The 18,138-nt window shown below is 41.8% G+C and carries 12 protein-coding genes and 1 pseudogene; 1 reads left to right on the top strand and 12 read right to left on the bottom strand.

The annotated features are described in order from the left end of the window. The 9 genes and pseudogenes from C509_RS0121655 to C509_RS0121605 all read right to left on the bottom strand — a co-directional run. A pseudogene (locus tag C509_RS0121655) lies at positions 1-1,739 on the bottom strand (isopeptide-forming domain-containing fimbrial protein); the annotation flags it as partial. Positions 1,740-2,724: 985 nt separating this feature from the next. Continuing rightward, positions 2,725-3,252, bottom strand: a complete 528-nt coding sequence (locus C509_RS0121650) for a DinB family protein (protein WP_018709037.1) — start codon at positions 3,250-3,252, stop codon at positions 2,725-2,727. 133 nt (positions 3,253-3,385) lie between these two features. Further along, positions 3,386-3,616: a P-loop NTPase family protein gene (locus C509_RS25255; protein ID WP_018709036.1), complete on the bottom strand. Its 231-nt coding sequence runs from the start codon at positions 3,614-3,616 to the stop codon at positions 3,386-3,388. A 175-nt stretch (positions 3,617-3,791) separates the two neighbouring features. After that, positions 3,792-4,952: a non-hydrolyzing UDP-N-acetylglucosamine 2-epimerase gene (gene wecB / locus C509_RS0121635; RefSeq protein ID WP_018709034.1), complete on the bottom strand. Its 1,161-nt coding sequence runs from the start codon at positions 4,950-4,952 to the stop codon at positions 3,792-3,794. Between the two features lie 99 nt (positions 4,953-5,051). Next, positions 5,052-7,757, bottom strand: coding sequence for a glycosyltransferase (locus C509_RS0121630; RefSeq protein WP_018709033.1), 2,706 nt, complete (start codon positions 7,755-7,757; stop codon positions 5,052-5,054). Next, entirely contained in the window at positions 7,750-8,529 is a 780-nt protein-coding gene (locus tag C509_RS0121625; protein ID WP_018709032.1) for a class I SAM-dependent methyltransferase, read from the bottom strand. The genes C509_RS0121630 and C509_RS0121625 overlap by 8 nt, the downstream gene beginning before the upstream one ends. Positions 8,530-9,107: 578 nt before the next feature. Next, positions 9,108-10,388, bottom strand: coding sequence for a nucleotide sugar dehydrogenase (locus tag C509_RS0121615; RefSeq protein WP_018709030.1), 1,281 nt, complete (start codon positions 10,386-10,388; stop codon positions 9,108-9,110). A 45-nt stretch (positions 10,389-10,433) separates the two neighbouring features. After that, positions 10,434-11,726, bottom strand: a complete 1,293-nt coding sequence (locus tag C509_RS0121610) for a glycosyltransferase (RefSeq protein ID WP_018709029.1) — start codon at positions 11,724-11,726, stop codon at positions 10,434-10,436. A 23-nt stretch (positions 11,727-11,749) separates the two neighbouring features. Beyond that, positions 11,750-12,940 (bottom strand): glycosyltransferase family 4 protein, encoded by a 1,191-nt coding sequence (locus tag C509_RS0121605; RefSeq protein ID WP_018709028.1) that lies wholly within the window; start codon positions 12,938-12,940, stop codon positions 11,750-11,752. Positions 12,941-13,312: 372 nt separating this feature from the next. Between C509_RS0121605 and C509_RS0121600 the strand changes: the two genes are divergently transcribed. Continuing rightward, positions 13,313-13,663 carry a hypothetical protein gene (locus tag C509_RS0121600; protein ID WP_211214303.1) on the top strand — a complete coding sequence of 117 codons (351 nt, stop codon included), beginning with the start codon at positions 13,313-13,315 and terminating at the stop codon, positions 13,661-13,663. Between the two features lie 880 nt (positions 13,664-14,543). Here the strand turns inward: C509_RS0121600 and C509_RS0121595 are convergent. Genes C509_RS0121595 through C509_RS0121585 form a run of 3 tightly spaced genes read right to left on the bottom strand, consistent with a single transcriptional unit; the run spans position 14,544 to position 17,798 of the window. Continuing rightward, positions 14,544-16,460, bottom strand: coding sequence for a serine hydrolase domain-containing protein (locus tag C509_RS0121595; RefSeq protein ID WP_018709027.1), 1,917 nt, complete (start codon positions 16,458-16,460; stop codon positions 14,544-14,546). Next, positions 16,457-17,221 carry a MerR family transcriptional regulator gene (locus C509_RS0121590; protein ID WP_281168101.1) on the bottom strand — a complete coding sequence of 255 codons (765 nt, stop codon included), beginning with the start codon at positions 17,219-17,221 and terminating at the stop codon, positions 16,457-16,459. The genes C509_RS0121595 and C509_RS0121590 overlap by 4 nt, the downstream gene beginning before the upstream one ends. Positions 17,222-17,255: 34 nt before the next feature. Then, the gene (locus tag C509_RS0121585; RefSeq protein ID WP_018709025.1) at positions 17,256-17,798 is read right to left on the bottom strand and encodes a hypothetical protein; all 543 of its coding nucleotides are present in this window, start codon (positions 17,796-17,798) and stop codon (positions 17,256-17,258) included. Positions 17,799-18,138 lie beyond the last annotated feature (340 nt).

Genomic DNA, 18,138 nt, shown 5'->3' with positions numbered 1-18,138 from the left:
TTGCGAGCTTTGATGGTATAGACAACTGTGTCGCCCACTTCGAATTTCTCTTTATCTTGATCCAAGTTTACAGCTGTTTTTGCTGACTCAAACTTTGGATCTCTTGGATAAATCTTCACTTCTTCTCCCGGCTCATCTGGATCATCTGTATTGTCACCACCAACAGTGGCAATATTTTTAATATCGGCACCAGCTTGTCCTTTGTCTACGGTCACTAAGAAGGTAACCACATGTTCGTCGGTATCCGTCACATTACCAAAGGTTCCTGTGACCTTGCCGTCTACCGCATGACCGGCATCATCGTCTTTTGCATCCGATACTTTTTGGCCATCCACTTCAAGGCTTCCAGCAACATAAGTCAAGCCTTTTGGAATCGTATCGTTGATGACCAGGTTTTTGACCAAACTATCCTCGATCGTATTCTTTGTTGTGATGGTGTAACGAATCGTGTCGCCCACTTCAGGATGATCCGCATCCGTGTTTCCTTCCGCCTTTTCTTGAATTTTTGCTGTTTTATTAGATTCAAGTACTGGAGGATTTGGTTCGAATTTTGGTGTTACTGCAGATGCTAAGTCAAAAATTAAATCCCCTGTCATAGCTCCTAGGTAAGTGGTACTTTTAGTTTCCGGGTCAATTATATAGAATTTTGGATTAGGATCACCGGCAGCCAGCAGCATTTTTCCGCCGGGCAAAAAGCTGATTCCTCTGATCCCCCATTCTATAGCCACACCATCTGAATTAGTTATAGAGACGCTGCGCAAAATGTTCGCAGTCTCTCGATCCAACTGCATAACTGAATTAGATCTATAAAACCAGAGATAACCGTCACCATCGGCAACAATATCGCCTCCTAAGTCTCCGGCTAAGTTATCGAAGCCCTTTATTTCGGTAGAAGTCTTATTGCCGGTAGTTAGATCATAAGAACCTAGGAATGATTTGCCGCCACTTCCATAAGAATAATAATATTTCCCATCATAAATTACAGCATTACCCGCGACACCTTCTAACGTTGTTACAAAGCCGGCTTTCCCATCAGCATTAATTTTGTAAAGGTTTCCTGTTCCAAGGGTACTAGCATAGAAAGCATTTTCGGTCAAAGATAGCGCTAATCCATTTAAATTCCTTGCAGAGATACCAGTAATTGGAACACTTGCCTTGGGAGTAGTTGTTGGATTAGTTCCATCAAATTGTAAAAGAGTCAAGCCCTGGACGCCATATGAATCAACATCATTAATAGTAATGCCATTAGTCGCTTGAACTTGATTTACTGACGCATCCGCGCTTTTTTTAGCAGGGGGATTGTCATTAGATTCGACGTTTTTTTCACCATCTTCTTTTGAAGTATCCTCTTTTGAAGCATTCGGCTTCGCCTGATGCTTTTCCTCCGTATCAACTGGAGTGACAACTGCCGGATTCGTTTCCATCACAATATTGCTATTGATAATAATATTAGCAATATTGTAAATTTTATCTCCGGTAATTGCATCTTCCTTCACTTGTGTTGTAATTTGCAGTTTGATTTCTTTGTCTGCAAGTTCTTGAAGCTGCTCTTGCTTGAATGCCAAGGAAACTTTTTGACTATCTACTACTACTTTAAAACGATCGTCCACTTCCCCATTAATCAGGACGGCTGTTTTCTGAACAGCTAAACGTTTATCCAGATCATCTGAAATGGTCATTGTTTCATAACCTGATATATTTTCAGGAAGTTGAACGTTTACATTATAGTGGTAGTCTGTCCCATTTTCGATTTCTTTACTTTCCTCACCATCAACGTCTTTTGAGACGTTAGGCTGTTCCAGATCCTCCACTCCAGTCTTCTCTACTGCTTGGACTGGCAATGAAGCCGGAATCATTCCATTAAAAGTAACCAAGATCATCGCGAGAAAGATTATGTATCTTTTGAATATTGACTTGAACCTCTGGGTTACAAAACTGGAAGAATTCATTATTCCACCTCCAAATATATTAAGCTACAGAAGGTTCTATAGCATGTTTCATTAATCGAACTTATTATATGACAAAATTCTGCATTTTTTCCATTTTTTAAATAATAAGGAAGAAATACCCATACAAATTTAATTAAGAAATCTACAATATTCGCAGGTAATTTAAATTTATATCTATTTTCATGAGAACAATAACCCCCCAAGGTGCTATACGTTTAATATATCGAACAAAATGCGTGTCTTACGCCGATGTAAATATTTACCTGCCCTTAAGGGGGATTATAATTTGACATACTGTACAAAAACTATACAAAATTCTATATTTATTCTCTGATTACAAGCAAATTCAACAAAAACCGAAAAAATGCAACGTCTTCTTACCGTTATACAAGCAGCTAGACGAACCACTCCAAGCGGAATGGGCTATTTCCTGATGGAAAAACGATTAGATCATTCGAATACAGAATATGTCTGCCATATGCTCAGAAAAATATTGATGCATATTTTGTTGAATGATGCCTGTCTCGTGTTAGGACGCATCTACAGATAGCCGATGATTCCATTAACAACTTGAATCGTGCACGAACAACAGCCTTATCCGGTTTTTGGTAACGAATAAGGCTGAATAATAGTCTTCTGAGTCATTTCGGCAACGAATAGAGTAAACAGTGTGAACACATCGTTTTTTTCAGCTTACATTTATACTCAAAAGCCTATCTCCTCGCTTACACGCTTTACTTGACAAACCTCTGCCTCTTCTTGAACTGCCTGTTGACTACTTTTTTCTCAATATGCCCAAATATTCCTTCCAGGGGCCGACATCCTCTCTGTATCTTTCAGCCATCACCCTTACGATTTGGGAGATATGCGTTAAATCATGAACGGCCCATGTCGAAATCAACTCCCTTACCTTTACAGCTCCAAAAGCAGGGTGCGAGCCCTTTATTTCGAGGTGAATCTCTGGGTTAATAAGAAGCTTTAATGTCGCCAGGTTTTCTTTTCGGATTGATTTAAACTCATACAACTTTTGTTCTAATGAACTTTCAGCTCCTTCCTCAAGATGGGCGAAGCGATCAAACTGCGGAAACGGCTTGCCTTCCCCTTCCTGGAGAATGAACTTCAACCGGGGGATCCAATTGCTTTTCTCTCCCTCAATCAGGTGGTCAACCACTTCAACTGCATTCCATGTTCCTTCTCCTTCATTGCAATGCAGCCATCCTTCGGATAAACCGGATAGAAAAGCCTCAAGGGTTTGAGGTGTGTTCTCCAGTATCTCTATTGCTTCTTTCATATTAAAATTCATAAATTCACTCCCCCTGCGATATTTCCTCTTCTGAGAGGATGAAATAACACAAACCATTTATAAGCGTTAAAAACCCTTTTTTCATTAACCATCTGGGAAGAATGTCTTCCGTTATTTTATCTTCTTTTTTTTCCTATCTATATTTGCCAAGTTGTATTTCACCCGCAATGCTGCTATCCAGTATATAAAAGACCCCATCCGTTTTTGCTGCAACTTTCACATCGTATGTAACTAATAGGATGGTTGTTCCTGTTTGATTGATTTCTAATAATAGTTCCATAATGTCATTGGCAGATTTCGAATTGATAGCACCTGTCGGTTCATCAATAAATATGATTTCAGGATGGTTGATAAGAACCTGCAAATTGCAGTTGCCTACGTTTTGTCATGATTGGCAAGGTCAGAAATTCCTGTTCTTTCCATCAATACCCAGAAAAAAGAAGACCTCCCGTTCCACCAGGTAAGCCTCATTTTTAATAATTGTCCTGTCATAACCGCTACTCGGGCCGCTTTCTCCTTATTCCGATCCCTACTCGGTGTCAACGTAAACTGGAGATTCCTGAAAACGGAACCGGCCTCTTGTCCGTCTGTTTAAAATAATAACGAATCGCTTCCGCAATGCGTCTCGATGCTTCCCCATCCCCGTATGGATTGACCGCTTTGGCCATTTTTTCATGGGCTGATGGATCTGTTAATAGTTCATTTGCCAATTGATAGATCGTTTCCTCTTGAAGTCCAGTTAATTTCAAAGTCCCCGCTTCGATCCCTTCAGGACGCTCCGTCGTATCCCTTAATACCAGGACTGGGACTCCCAATGACGGGGCTTCTTCTTGTACCCCGCCGGAATCACTGAGTATCAAATAGGCCTTGTTCGCGAAGTTGTGAAAGTCTATCACATCCAGCGGTTCGATTAAATGAATTCTGGGATCGTTTCCCAAAATCCCATTCGCAGTCTCCCGCACTGCAGGGTTTAAGTGAACAGGATAGACCACTTGTATATCAGGATGATCCTCTGCCAGACGCTTGACAGCCCTGAATATGTTTCTCATGGGTTCTCCCAAATTCTCCCGCCGGTGGGCCGTTAACAGAATGAGACGGTCTTCCCCGACTTTTTCAAGCACCGGGTGCGTATATTCATCCCTTACTGTTGTTTTCAGGGCATCTATGGCCGTATTCCCGGTAATAAAAATCGTTTCTTCCTTTTTGCCCTCTTCCAGTAAATGATTGGCGGATTGTTGGGTCGGAGAGAAATGCAGATCGGCCATCACGCCCGTGAGCTGCCGGTTCATTTCTTCCGGAAACGGGGAATATTTATTCCAGGTCCTTAATCCGGCTTCTACATGGCAAACTGGAATCTGATTGTAAAAAGCAGCCAAACCGGCCGCAAAAGTGGTCGTTGTATCGCCATGCACCAGCACAATATCAGGCTGAGTATTTTTCATGACCTCATCCAAACCCGTAAGCGCAGCCGTTGTCACCCCTGGAAGAGTTTGCCTGTCCTTCATAATGTTCAAATCATAGTCCGGCTGAATATCAAATATTTCCAGTACTTGGTCCAGCATTTGCCGATGCTGGGCCGTTACGGTCACGATCGTTTCGAAATCATCCGGCCGCCTTTCCAATTCCAATATAAGCGGAGCCATCTTGATGGCTTCAGGTCTTGTTCCAAAAATGGCCATGACTTTGATTTTGTTCTTCAACGATGATCAGTCCCTTGTTTTATGTCACTAAAATATGTTCCATACCCGTCCATTATGAACACGCTCTTTCAGAGATCGGTGGATCCCCTACAAAAGTGTTCAAGATACCATTGCCTTTTGATGCTCATAAACAAGCTCATTTAAAATTTGCTCATAATCCTGTTCCATCAGGATGCTTTTAAATTTGGCAAGCTCTTCATCTTCCTGAACCATGTGATCCTGGTACAGCGCAAAAATTTTCTCCAGGACCTTGACCGATGCGAAGGCATCTTCTTCTCTAACGTTTTTCAATTTATCCAGGTACCAATTTTTAAAATAATAGTTAAATCGTTTCTCCATGTATTCCTCAAGTAAATCATGCTTTTTGAGGAAATTTTTTCTTGCATTCTCCAGCAGGTAATATTTTTCGAAAAAATGTGTCGTCACAGTGTTCACAGTGGATCCCGAAACAGCGGCATAGTAAATGTGAATTGGCAAATTAATCACTTTTGTCCGGCGGGCGTGCAAAAGCAGCTCGTGAAAGAAGAGGGTATCCTGACCCGCGGCACCGACGACCATTTCAAGGCCGTTGTTTACGATAACCTCTTTCCTTACAATTAAGGCTTGAATGCTCATGGCCTTAAATTGGCTGCTGCTTAAGTAGTGATGTACATTTCCGGAGATCACGCTGCTTCCATTATATTGAATGGCTGTCTGATAATAGTCAAACAGCATCTCATCATGAGCCAGGCGGACCATGTTGCCGACGGCCATATCATAACGCCCGCCTTTCACTTCTTCATATAAGTGATCATATCCATCATGAATCGCCTCGTTATCCGGATCAAGATACGTGATATAATTCGCCGTGGCCAACTCGGCGCCTTTATTTCTCGGGCGCGACGCGCTGCCGCTGCCTCCCTCTTCAAAGAAAAAGGTTTTTACATTGGCATATTCATTTGCTATTCTTTTCACGATTCCGGGCGTATAACCGTCCGTCGAGCCATCATCCACCATGACAATTTCCATATCATCAAACAAAGTGCTTCTCTTTAAGCTCAAAAAACATTTGTTCAGCAAGTGGTCCCCATTATTGTAAACAGGGACAATCACGGATAGTTTATATTCTTTTGGCTGAATGGCCTTTTCGATTTTTTTGCTATCAAATTCAAACCTGTCGATGCTGTATCCATTTTCGATATGGACAGGGCCTTCCATTTCCAATAATGCGGATATCGGGAAGGCGTCCTTCCAAAACACGGTTCTGTATTTATCTTTCATTTGATTCACATAATCATGTTCGATGCCTTCCACCAACTGATTGCCATCATAATACGCATCCTTCGTAATATAATCACAATTTGTATATTTAAATCCATTGATCATATCTTCCAGGTAAAACTCTCCATACTCCTTTTGGGGATCAAAAAAAGCCACGATATCAAATTCTTTTAAGGCTTCTTCATTCACTACGTTTTCTGCAAACAGCTTTTTATACGGATAGGTTTGCTTATTAAATGCTGAACAAATAGCCTGCGTTTTTTCCCTCACGATCACAGCTGCTTTTCGGTTCTTCGTTCCGGTCTTAAAGCCGATTTTTTCAAGCATTTCTTCTATCCGATGATAGCTTGTTTCTTCGGACATGACTCTTCGAATGCCCCAAACTTGATGTTGATAAACTTCTTCCTCCGTAAAGCCCTCAAAAATCGATTGAATTTCTTTTTCATCATGAATGGTGAACACATTCGGAAATTGATTGTTTACCCCGATGCTGTAATTGGAAAGCAAATTGTTCCCCAAAGCCTGCACTTCATAAACCCTGTTGGCAAACATCGTATTGCTGTATTTCACACTGTTCAGATTAATGGTCCAGTCAAACAATTTATACAGCTTTTGTAAATATTGATGTTGGATCGAAGGGGAAACATACGGCAAATACTCTTCCGGGAAAAAAAATTGCTCCAATCTCAACTCAAAATTCCGATCAATAATTTTTAAGCCTTTCCCTGCCTCCAATACCCCTTCAAACAGAACTCTCGTCTCTTCCTGGCGATCGGGGTATTTTTCATACCAAGAGCCTGCAAATAACACTTCTTTCCTTTTTGGAAATTTTCGCATGCCGATCGGGTGATGGTAAGTGGGATTGACGCCGAACCGGAGCAAAAACACATTCTCATTGCCGCAATCCGCTTTATAGCAGTCTATTTTTTCTTCTGCTGTCGTAAAGATATAATCACATTTTTGGGCGATTCCCAGAAAAACATGATAATTGACAGGGTCCTCCTTTGAGTAAAATACAATCTTCGTTCCTCTATCCCGGAAATAGTCGATGATTTTCTGCAAATCTTCCCTGTGCCTTCGGATGTTCGGATTTCCAAGCCCTTTCCATTTTGAATCGATTCCCTTCCACGTTGATACAACCAAAAGAACATCCAGATTTTCACGAATCTGTTTGTACCTGTCCCGTTCGATATAGATAAAGTTGGCGACTCCCTGAAAGGAATGAAATAAAAACTCATCACAAATAATGCCGATATTCGCTTTGATTTTTTCATAAAACCGGCTGCCGTTGCTATCCGGAATTTGATCCAGCAAAGGTTTAATCCCTTCCAAAAAGTGTTTGTCCGATACTTGATCCCTATAGGATAAATAGGCTCCTTTATCTTTTACGCTGCCGATCGATGCATCCAGGAAATCATACTTGCTTTCATACACAGCGCCGTATTGTTCCATAAGCGTTTTCCGGTCTTCGTTGATTTCTTCTCTTATTTTCTTTTTTAAATGCTTTAATGTGGATAATCTTCGGTCAATCGCTGCTTCATCCACTTGATTTCCCTCCAAAAAGACTTCTGCGTTTTTTCCAATAATATAAAGCAAATTTTCCAAGCTTGGAGTTGCTGAGCGCTTGATACTTTCGCAATAATTCCTTGTAGGAGATGAGCAGCTTTTCCTCTCTCGAGTAAGCTGCTTCCAAATGTTCCTGCAAGTAAATATTCTTCATGATCCGGTCCATACTGGCTTGCTTTTCCTGTTGCCATGCTTCTTCCATTGTTATCGGAATGCTATTCATATCCCGATGCAGCGGCCATGCCCCGGAAACTTTTTTAAAAACAGCACCTATCTCATTGCCGAAAAATTGCATCTCTATGATTTGGAGGGATTCCGTTTGAAACTGATAGACTTCCGTTGCATAAAAAAGTTTCAGTGAACGGCCTGATTCATCAGAAACCGTTATGACAAGGCGGCCGTCTTCTTTTAGCAAGCCAAAAGCTTTTTCCATTACTTTCGGGGCATCCGTTCCATACTGGAAGATATTCCTTACAATCACAGAGTCGAATGTCTCGCCTTCAACATCATCTGTCATTACATTGTTGCATCTACAGTCTGGGTCCTCACGGTCCAGCAGCTGATTCATAGATTGAACCGATTGTTCGGAGAGATCAAGCCCACTGCCTCTCTCTCCTCCCATAAAAATGGAATCCAATCCTTGGGAACATCCAATTTTTAAAGTGTGACCGCCTTTCGATTTTTCACAAATCCATTTTTCGATAAGATTGATATGCTCCTTTTTTTCCATATAATCAAAAGTGTTTTTCACGATATCAGACTCCCGATTTTTCTTACTGTTAAAGACATAATATAAGACCGAAAAAAGTATCTGCTTTGTCCAGCTTCGCCGTACAGGAAGTACTAGTGCAAGCGAAGCGACAGGACGTCGCGTCCTGAGCCTGCCGACGGACAGGACGTCCTAGTGCCTCCGAAGCCACAGGATGTGGCGACCTGAGGCGGCCTACGTCGCCGTGTTGTCCGGCTGCGAGTGCCATCGGCTCGAGGTCATAAGCCTGGCACTCTCCACACTTCCTTATCCTTTATCTCATTGCGGAGTGCTCCATTGTCTAGCTCCAGACGGCAGGGGCTCGAGGTCGCTTCGGTCAATCCAATGAAGTCAAAGAACGACTTCACTGGATTACCCTCCGACGGACAGGATGTCCTAGTGCCGCCGGCGCCACAGGACGTGGCGACCTAAGGCGGCCAGCGCTTGTCACCCCTAATCGGCCGTCTTCCGCATTTCATAGATTTGTACGTCGCTTAACGGGCGCTTACGCTTTTCTATTAATGTCAGAAAAACAGTGCTGCCGGGGGAAAATCCTTCCGACAGCACTATACGACACACGACTAACGTGTTCCCACCATGGTTTGCTTTTTGAAATGATAGAGATTGCCGAAATTGATATATTGAAAGGCTTCCGAACGATTTTGAACGACATTTTTTGTGTCAAAAATCCGCTTGGTTGCCATGCCTGATAATTGGGAGAAGTCCACCTCTTTAAATTCGTCATGATCGGTTAACACGACAATCAAATCGGAATGGGCTGCCGCTTCCCGGATGTCTTTCATAACAAGTCGGCTGTTGACATGGGGATCATACGTTTTTACGCCATATCTCCCCTCGAACTTTAGTCTTTCCAGCACTTCCATTGCCGGGCTTTTTCTCGTGTCGTCCACATTTCCTTTATAGGTCAAGCCGAATAATGTGACAATTTTTCCGTTCACCTTTTGCATTAAAGCATTGATGTTCTCTACTACAAAGGCCGGCATGGAGGTGTTCACGCTGCGTGCCAATTGAATGATTTTGGCCGTTTCAGGCGCTTTGGAAACAATGAAATAGGGATCTACGGCAAGGCAGTGTCCTCCGACACCGGGACCAGGGTGATGAAGATTTACTCTCGGGTGTTTATTTGCCATTTGAATAACATCCAAAGCGTTAATTTCCAATTGGTCGCAGACCATGGTCAATTCGTTTGCCAATGCGATATTGACATCACGGAAGGTGTTCTCCATCAGCTTGGACATTTCAGCCGTTTTGGCATTCGTCCGGTTCATTTCGCCTTGGACAAATGTAGAATAAACCCTTACGCCAGCTTCGGTGCAAGCCGGTGTGATGCCGCCGATAATCCGGTTGTTGTAAATGAGTTCGTGCATAATTTGGCCTGGAAGGACTCTTTCCGGACAATGAACGAGGAAAATATCTTTCCCTGCAACAAACCCTGCAGCTTCAATGACTGGTTTGATATGATCATCCATACTTCTGGGGGAAATCGTCGATTCCACAATCACGGTATTTCCTTTTTCCATGCAAGGAAGGATACGGTTCAACGCGTCCAATACATAGGTCAGGTCACATGATTTGTGAGGATCGCGCAAATTGGGAGTCGGAACGGATAATATAAAAGCATCCGCTTTTTCCGGATTCAGTGATGCTTTAAAAGTCCCTTTTTTAATGACTTCCAGCAAAGCTTCCTTTAATCCCGGTTCTTCAATGTGGATTTCACCGGAATTCAGCCTAGAGACTACATCTTTTTTCACATCCACTCCAACCACTTCCGCACCATGCCTAGCAAACATGATAGATGTCGGCAGTCCTATATATCCCAGTCCCATTACACAAACTTTCATTTGAATTCCTCCAATTCTATGAAAATAGCGGCAATCTTCTTTCTTCTAGTTTGCTATCAAATAGTCATATACGGATAAAAAGTTTCTTTGCTCCTGCTCCCAATTGTATTTGTGTTTTGCTCCCGCACAATTGTTCGCAAGCTGGCGGTACAAAGCTTTATTTTCCAGCAGCTTGTTTACGGCCCCGGCAATCTCTATTTCACTGTGCGAGTCGATACAAAGGCCGACTTGTTCCCCCTCTACTATTCTTTTAATCTCCGGAAAATCACAAGCCACCACAGGCACGCCGGCCATCAAGTATTCAAATAATTTATTGGATGATGCGGAATAATGGTTAAAGCAAACGTTATTCAGCACCTGAAACCCGAGATAAGCATTTCTCGTATGTTTGGGCAATTCTTTCAGCGGTACTTTGGGTAAAAACTTTACCTTTTCTTCCAAATTCATATCTTTTACTAGTTGGATCAGGTCCGGTTTGATCCTGCCATCACCAATGAGTACAAGTGTTCCTTCCTTGAACAGGGGGGCTGCTTTAATAAGTTTGTCCAGTCCCCGGCCTGTTTGAATACCTCCCTGGTACAGCAGAATCTTTTCACCTTTCGGCAAACCCAATTGTTCATGCAATGGCGCTTTTTCCGCCGATTGGCCGATTTCTTTAAAAGGGTAATTATGGACCACGTTCGGATAAAAGCCGTAAAGGTTTTCGCTGTATTTGGCCCTTGTGTGATTTTCTACGATCATGGCGCTAATTTTTCGAATAAAAAATCCTTCCATTTTTCCATACAACGCCGAGTCATAACCTGTTCTACTCGTTTGGACTTCGTGGGAATCATATACCAGCTTTTTCTTACGAAATCTCCATTTTGCACAAATATATCCTTGAGGAAGGGTATTTAAATCATTTGAATGATAAATATCATAATCTTTTTTGAACCCGTGACAGATCATTCTTAAAAAGATGCTTCCCCTCAACCAGAGTGCCCGGATGGTTTTCTGCATAAGCAATACTAATAGACAGAACAGAATGATAGGAATGTAAGGCGCATAAATCAATAAAACGCCGACCAAAACCAATAAGGGAATGAGCATTATTTTATCTTCCCTGACGAGCCGGATCACTTTTTGGAAAAGTTCCCAGACAACCGGATATCTTCTCACACGATATACATGAAAATGAGAGTTTCTTTCCTCAAATCGGGGCAATCCTTTTTCACTCGGGTCGTGGATGCAAATGAGATCCACTTTATAACCATTTGTCGATAGTGCCGTACACTCTCTCAGCACACGGGCATCATTCGTGAAATGATTCCATACAAACATACAAACTTTTTTCTTCATATTTCCATCCCGGCCTTATCCATTTACTTTTCAATACAATCGACAAGCGTTTCAATATTTTTCTCCCATATAAAAGATTTCCGGATATATGCTTCGCCATTTCTTGACATTTCCTGGCGCAGTTCTTTGCTTTTCAATAAATAGATGATTTTATGAAACAGATCGGCTGCCGACCCGTCCTCACTGACCAAACCTACTTTTTCTTTTTCTATCAATGATCTGGAAAAACCCGAGACAGAGCCGACAATTGGAACTTTGCAAGTCATATAATCTATCACTCTTCCGGGAAGTACCGTTTGAAACACCTCTTTCTGTTTTAATGTAACGATGGCTACATTCGAATTCCCGATTAGGTTTAAACATTTTTTTCGTGTTGTAGGTGATAAAAAGGAGATATTTTTTAATCCGTTCTGCTGTGCAAATTCGTAAAATTGATTTTTTTCGACTCCATAACCGATTACCGTAAGGCTGATATCATTTTCCGAAAGTTTGACAGCCAGCTCTTTTAACAAGGAAACATCTTGCGCCCGCCCCAAATTCCCCGCATAAATCACCTGATTACACACCTTTTCAGCGGCTTGGCTTGCCATTTCACGTTGGCGTGCTGCGTTGGGCAAATACACAATTTTCGCAGGAACAGGGCCCAACTGTTTTTTTATATAGTCTTGAAAACCAAGACTATTGATGATGATAAAATCGGCTTTTCGGTAAAGGATTCTTTCAATCACGTAAAATATATACATGATAATGGGATGATGAAACACTCCCACACCCTTCAATGATTCGGGCCACAAATCTCGTATATCCAAAATAAGCTTGTTTTTAAATTTCCATTTTGCCAATAGCCCTGCAAAAGCCACAAATATCGGCGGAGACGACACAAAAATCACATCATACTGCTGCCGGTCTTTCAGGATGGCGAAAATCATCCTCCACATCATTTCCAGATAATAAAATAAGCGGCTCACGAAATTCCCAGAATATTTGCGGCTTCTGATTGGGATACGGGTAATATGCCGATCATTGTTTAACTCTTCATCATCCCAAAAAGAAGCCTCCTCATATGTCTTTTTATTCGGGTAGGACGGCTCAGTCGTCAGCACTTGAACAAAATAACCCTTGTTTTTGAGGAGCTCATAGATATTTTTCATCCTGTTCGCAGCACTGCCAATTTCCGGATAAAAATTTTGAGAAATCAAGAGTACCTTTTTCATCTCTCACTTTCCTTCTCAGCTATTTTACTTTCGAAAGAGTTTTGGGACTCTTGGGCATTTAACTCTCCCTCACGCCAAACCGATTACGTACTTCAGTACGCGTTTCACTACTGTGTATAAAAGCGTTAATTAAATAGTAGAGAAATAATGTTAAATAAATATAAATATTCTACAAGAATTTTTTAAAGGTTTTGTAAAGGAGAAGTGCTGATTTTTAAATTGTTGTAAAGAAAAGGAAGTTACATAAAGATTGTGTAAAGAACGAAATAACAGATGAAGATCGATCGAGGCATAGACAGGCAATATCTGGCTTGTTCTTAGTGGTGGAACACTGTTAGGACTAGCCTTGACACCAATTGAACAAAATTTTGGTTGGTAAGATTCCCACTTATGGACAGCACAAGAGGGGCCAAACTGTATGCAACAGTTGATTATGAAGAGTGGGAAAATCCGCATCGGGAGGAACGGACAACTCATCCCTATCCTTTAAACGATTTCGGGAAGGGCGTGCTAAAGGCTGAAGCGGAAGGCGACATAGTCATGACCCTTGATAACAGCAGGGTCCACCGTGTTAAAGCAATAGTGACTTTTCTAGAGCATCCCCGTCTGAGTATTGTCAGTCCGCAGGCCTGTGGAAAAGGAAAGAAGACGTGGTTAACAATGTCTTTTTCAGCAAATTTTATCACATTCATAAACATGTCACTCTTTTATGGACAGGTGTAACGCAAGGCCGGTGAAAGTAATTCCACCGGATTCTAGTAAGTTTTTGATATAACATTCTAAAGTTCATTTTAGAAATAATTAAGTTTGTTAAAACTCCAACTATAATCATGTAAACATAGTTATTTGTAGGTCAATTGAAGTTAGAAATTGTAGATCTTACTGTTGCGAGAACTCGTCATGAAGGAGTAATTGGTTCCTGAGCAGCCCAGGCCACCATCCCATTTTTCTCCAATTTCTGTATGGTTAGTGCGGTATTAGATTGGAATGATGTAGTAAAAAAGCCTTCTCCTCCAGTTGTTAAAATAACTGTTTGTCATTAAAACATCTAAAAGTAGGGCATATAAGAAATGCTCAAAGACTTAATAGTAAATGACAAATAAAAATAAAGAAGAGAGGACAATCTCTCTGGCACGATTCATCCTGAGAGATGTCTTCTCTTTTACTTTAATTGTAGACTTTCTTATTGAAACTCAACAAATGTCGAAAAATAGCAACGTTTAAAACCTTTAGACGGACCGTTTCAAGCGAAATGGACGCATTACCCGTATGCCCTTTTTGGGCTTTTGAACAAAGAGTGCAAGACGGTACGCCATTCCGTATCCTTTTGGTTGGGGTGTTAATACCGTCTATAGAGCTTTTCAGACGGTGACGTTTTTGTAACATGACATAAAGATTTTTTCACACATATAAAATGCTCTCAAAAAATGAGGGCATTTCCTTTTGGTAATTTTCTTTTGTCTAATGTAGTCTTAGGTATTTCACTATACTATCCTCATTACTCACTTCACTAGAAGGTGACTTATTTCGTCAAGTTCACTTTTATCTGAAAGAGTGTTGTGAGACATAAAGGCCGAATGACAAAGAGGAAGAGGATAATCGATTACGACCATGGGAGTGACAGCCAGTTCCAATACGCCAAATATGGAATTAAACCAATTCCGGTAGATGCGACCAATACGAATCCTAATCTTTGGAATCGGTTGAGTTTCGACCAGATTCGGGCAGATTGAATGGCCAGCCAAATGGACAAAAGCACTCCGGCGAAGGGCAGTAGCCCGGCAATCCGCAATGGGAGGGGAATACCATAACGAAATGGCCCCCAAAACAAATCTTGGACGCTCGGAATCAAAAAGAAAACGATAACCGATCCGATAAACAATAGTTGCAACCATCCAATTGTACAGGCCAACTGAGGCAACAACAATGTAGATTCTTTGGTTTTTTCCTGTTTTCTGCTTCGAAACCATCTCTGTATGGGAAACCACCAAGCTGCACCGATCGAGATTGCAAGGATAACTCCCCATAAGACGTAGTGCAATCGATAGTCGTCGAACCAGGCAATTTTTTCCCGGCTTTTCATGATGGGAGTAGGACTCCCCGTGTACATCATGTTTACTTTACCAGCCTCATCCCTCCCGAAAGCGATATCATATAGCTTTTCTTCAACGGCAAACCGATCGTTTCCCAATGGGATAAGTGATGATTCCCCCGCCAGCAATTGGGTACCGTCCTCATTCAACTGAACACGAACTTGAAAAAACGGAAGCAGATTTAACATTTTATTGGCGTCACCTTGGGTCGTAAAAGAACCTTTACTCCGGTATTCTCCGATGTAAGCCTTCAATTCATTCTTGGAAAGTTCAAAATTTGAAGGCGTGCGCGTTTCGGTATTACCAGGTATAAGGTGACTCAATAAATAATCTGCTACCCGGTGGTTAAATTCAGGCGCAACGAAGCTTACCATATTGTGTACTACAAAGATACCAAGGTGTTCTTCCGGTACCAACATCATCAAACTGCTGCCATCGGGGACACTGCCTTCATGCATCCATATAGTCTCTCCATGCCATTCCATTTCAAAAAATCCATACCCAATACCGGGAAGTTCGGAATGGGAACTAAATTGTCGCGTCATCATCTGTTCCCATGTTTCCGGTCGTAAAATTACTTTTCCCGATGTCGGCCTTTCCAGTGCATTTTGCATAAAAGCAGCCTGATCAAGTGGAGTAGTTGTAAGAGTCGCGGCAGGCTCTCCGTGTAACCAGTACGGTGGATTAGGAACAGCCGATCCATTTTTCCCCTTGTGGTATCCTACGGTCCGGTTCTTACTTAAATCATCCGGCAACACCTGGCGGTAAGTAGTGGATTTCATGCCAAGTAATGTGAAAATCTCTTGCTCCATATAATCCAAAAACGGTTGGCCTGAAGCTTGTTCTACCAGATGACCGACCAAGACAATACCGTCGTTGGAATAGTGAATCCATTTCCCGGGTGGATCTGCACGACACAAGCCGCGATTCATTAACAACTCCTGTGGCGTCCAGAGTTCGTCGGGAGTTCGGGCAGTCAAAGGAATGGCCACATCTTCCAATCCACCCGTATGGGTAAGCAAATCGTGCAGCGTCAATGGGGCTTCACCCGGAGGGACAGACCATCCTTCCAGGTAATAGTTCACATCTTGATGTAATTCGAGATTCCTACGTTCCACCTGTTGCATTGCGGCGACTGCCGTAAATAATTTGCTGACAGAACCGACTGGAAAAAGTGTTTCTGCAGGGTCAACGTGCTTCTTTTGTGACTGATCAGCCCAACCAAACCCTTCTGACCATGCGATTTTCCCATCCTTCACGACAACGATAGCCGCCCCTGGAACGCCATCTTTTTGCATTTCTTTTTCTACAAACGCAATAGTTTCTTTTTGGAAGGATGTATTCCATTCCGAATCGCTTTCTCCATGAACTTGTACAGCGAACATTGCAATCACCAATAAAAGAATGATCCATGATTTTCGTTTCATGGCTGAACGCCGTTTCGTTGAAGGGGTTCGATCTTCTTTTGCTGACGCTGCTCCCAGATTATGATCGCCTCTTCGATGAATTGAAGCAATTCAGGATCGAGCGGGTAAAGACGGAAAACGGGGTCTTGCTTTTTTCGAAGTTCCCAAAAGCGTTCCACCAGTTTTTCATCTCCTTGAAACACCTGATCAGTCTTCACCATGATTTGCTGAACAATCGCCTGTATTTTTTCAGAAGCAGCTCCTTCGTGACAGTGCTTTTTTATCTGCTTTAACAGTTCTATCCATTCTTTTGTCTCGGCATCTTCTCCTGACAAGAAAGGCAATCGGTCAAAAGCTTCTTTTTCCTCCGGTGACAATCGGCTATTGATTACGGCTTCTTCCTCTAGCGGATTCCTTGAGGATAATTGGGTTAAATAAAACAGTACATCCCAATCCACTTTTCCCTCTATTTCAAAGGAATGGATGTATTCAAGTAAGGTAGTCTCGATTTTGTTCAATCGTCTCTTTTCTTCTCGGATCAACTCAAGTTGTTCGCGCAGACTTTCGCCCCAATCTTGTTGGCAATCTATAATGGCTTTAATTTCTTTCAAGGGAAAGTTCAAACGTTTTAACAGTGTAATCTGTTGCAATCGACGAAGGTCTTCTTCTGTATATAACCGATGTCCTCCATCCGTTGTAGTTGAAGGAGGGAGCAACCCAATATCGTCATAATAATGGAGTGTACTAATACTGACATTCGATCGTTTAGCAAATAAACCGATGTTGTAAATAGATATAACCTCCTCAATCTTTTATTCAAGTAGCTGTCTCATTTTTTGGCCAAATGAAGTAGGTGACAGCAATCAAGAAATCAATGCCAAGGACTATCGCCCATAACTTTAATACCTTGCTCAACGCTTCCGACTGAGCAGGATTATCGAGCAAATAAATAGTAGCCGCTAATAAACCCGCTCCAATGCCAAAGGCAAGTACATGTCTCAAAAAGCTTTTAAAATAATGAATAGCGTGCTCCGTACCGTACCGTTTCGCTGGTTTCGATCCTTGTTTCAAAATATAATACTGGAAATATTCGTCTGCCCATTTGATCATGCTTTTGCCGAATGCGAGCGATACCCCAATATAAACAGCAGCAATAGCATGGGGGGTGGTCGCAGTGGCTCCATGATACAAATCGATACTCGTAATAACTAACAGTATCAGGTCAACCACAGGAGTCAAAGCCAATAAAAACAATCCAATCTTGTTCAACCTCAACACATAACGTGTCACGAGCCCCAACCCAATTACAACCCAGAAGGCCACCTCACACGCTACGATCATCCATGCAACAAAATTCAAATCCTGAAACCTCCCTTGATCAATCATCTATTTCAGTATAAAAGCTCAAGTAACCTGAGATTCAAGGGGAAATTATCAAAATGGAAGAATCTTTTATTATGCCAACAGGAATGTACCAATCATGTGTAGAGGAATTATTAAAAAATCACAAATTAAACCATCTATTCTTTTTGAGGTGCACGACTGTATAACCATATCCGCAGTCTGTAGAGACCGACATAACCTTTCATTAGAGTTGACGATTCCTTCGGGAATTTAAACACCAATAAATTTGTTGAACCTTCCATACTGAATAAAGTACTTAAGCAATTTTAATACCTTTGTTTAATTTTCTTGAAAA

Origin of the sequence: Siminovitchia fordii DSM 16014 = CIP 108821, from assembly GCF_000374565.1 — a bacterium.
Lineage (GTDB): Bacteria > Bacillota > Bacilli > Bacillales > Bacillaceae_C > Siminovitchia > Siminovitchia fordii.
The sequence above is the reverse complement of the archived record's forward strand: the minus strand, read 5'-3'. Positions and strand labels throughout refer to the sequence as shown.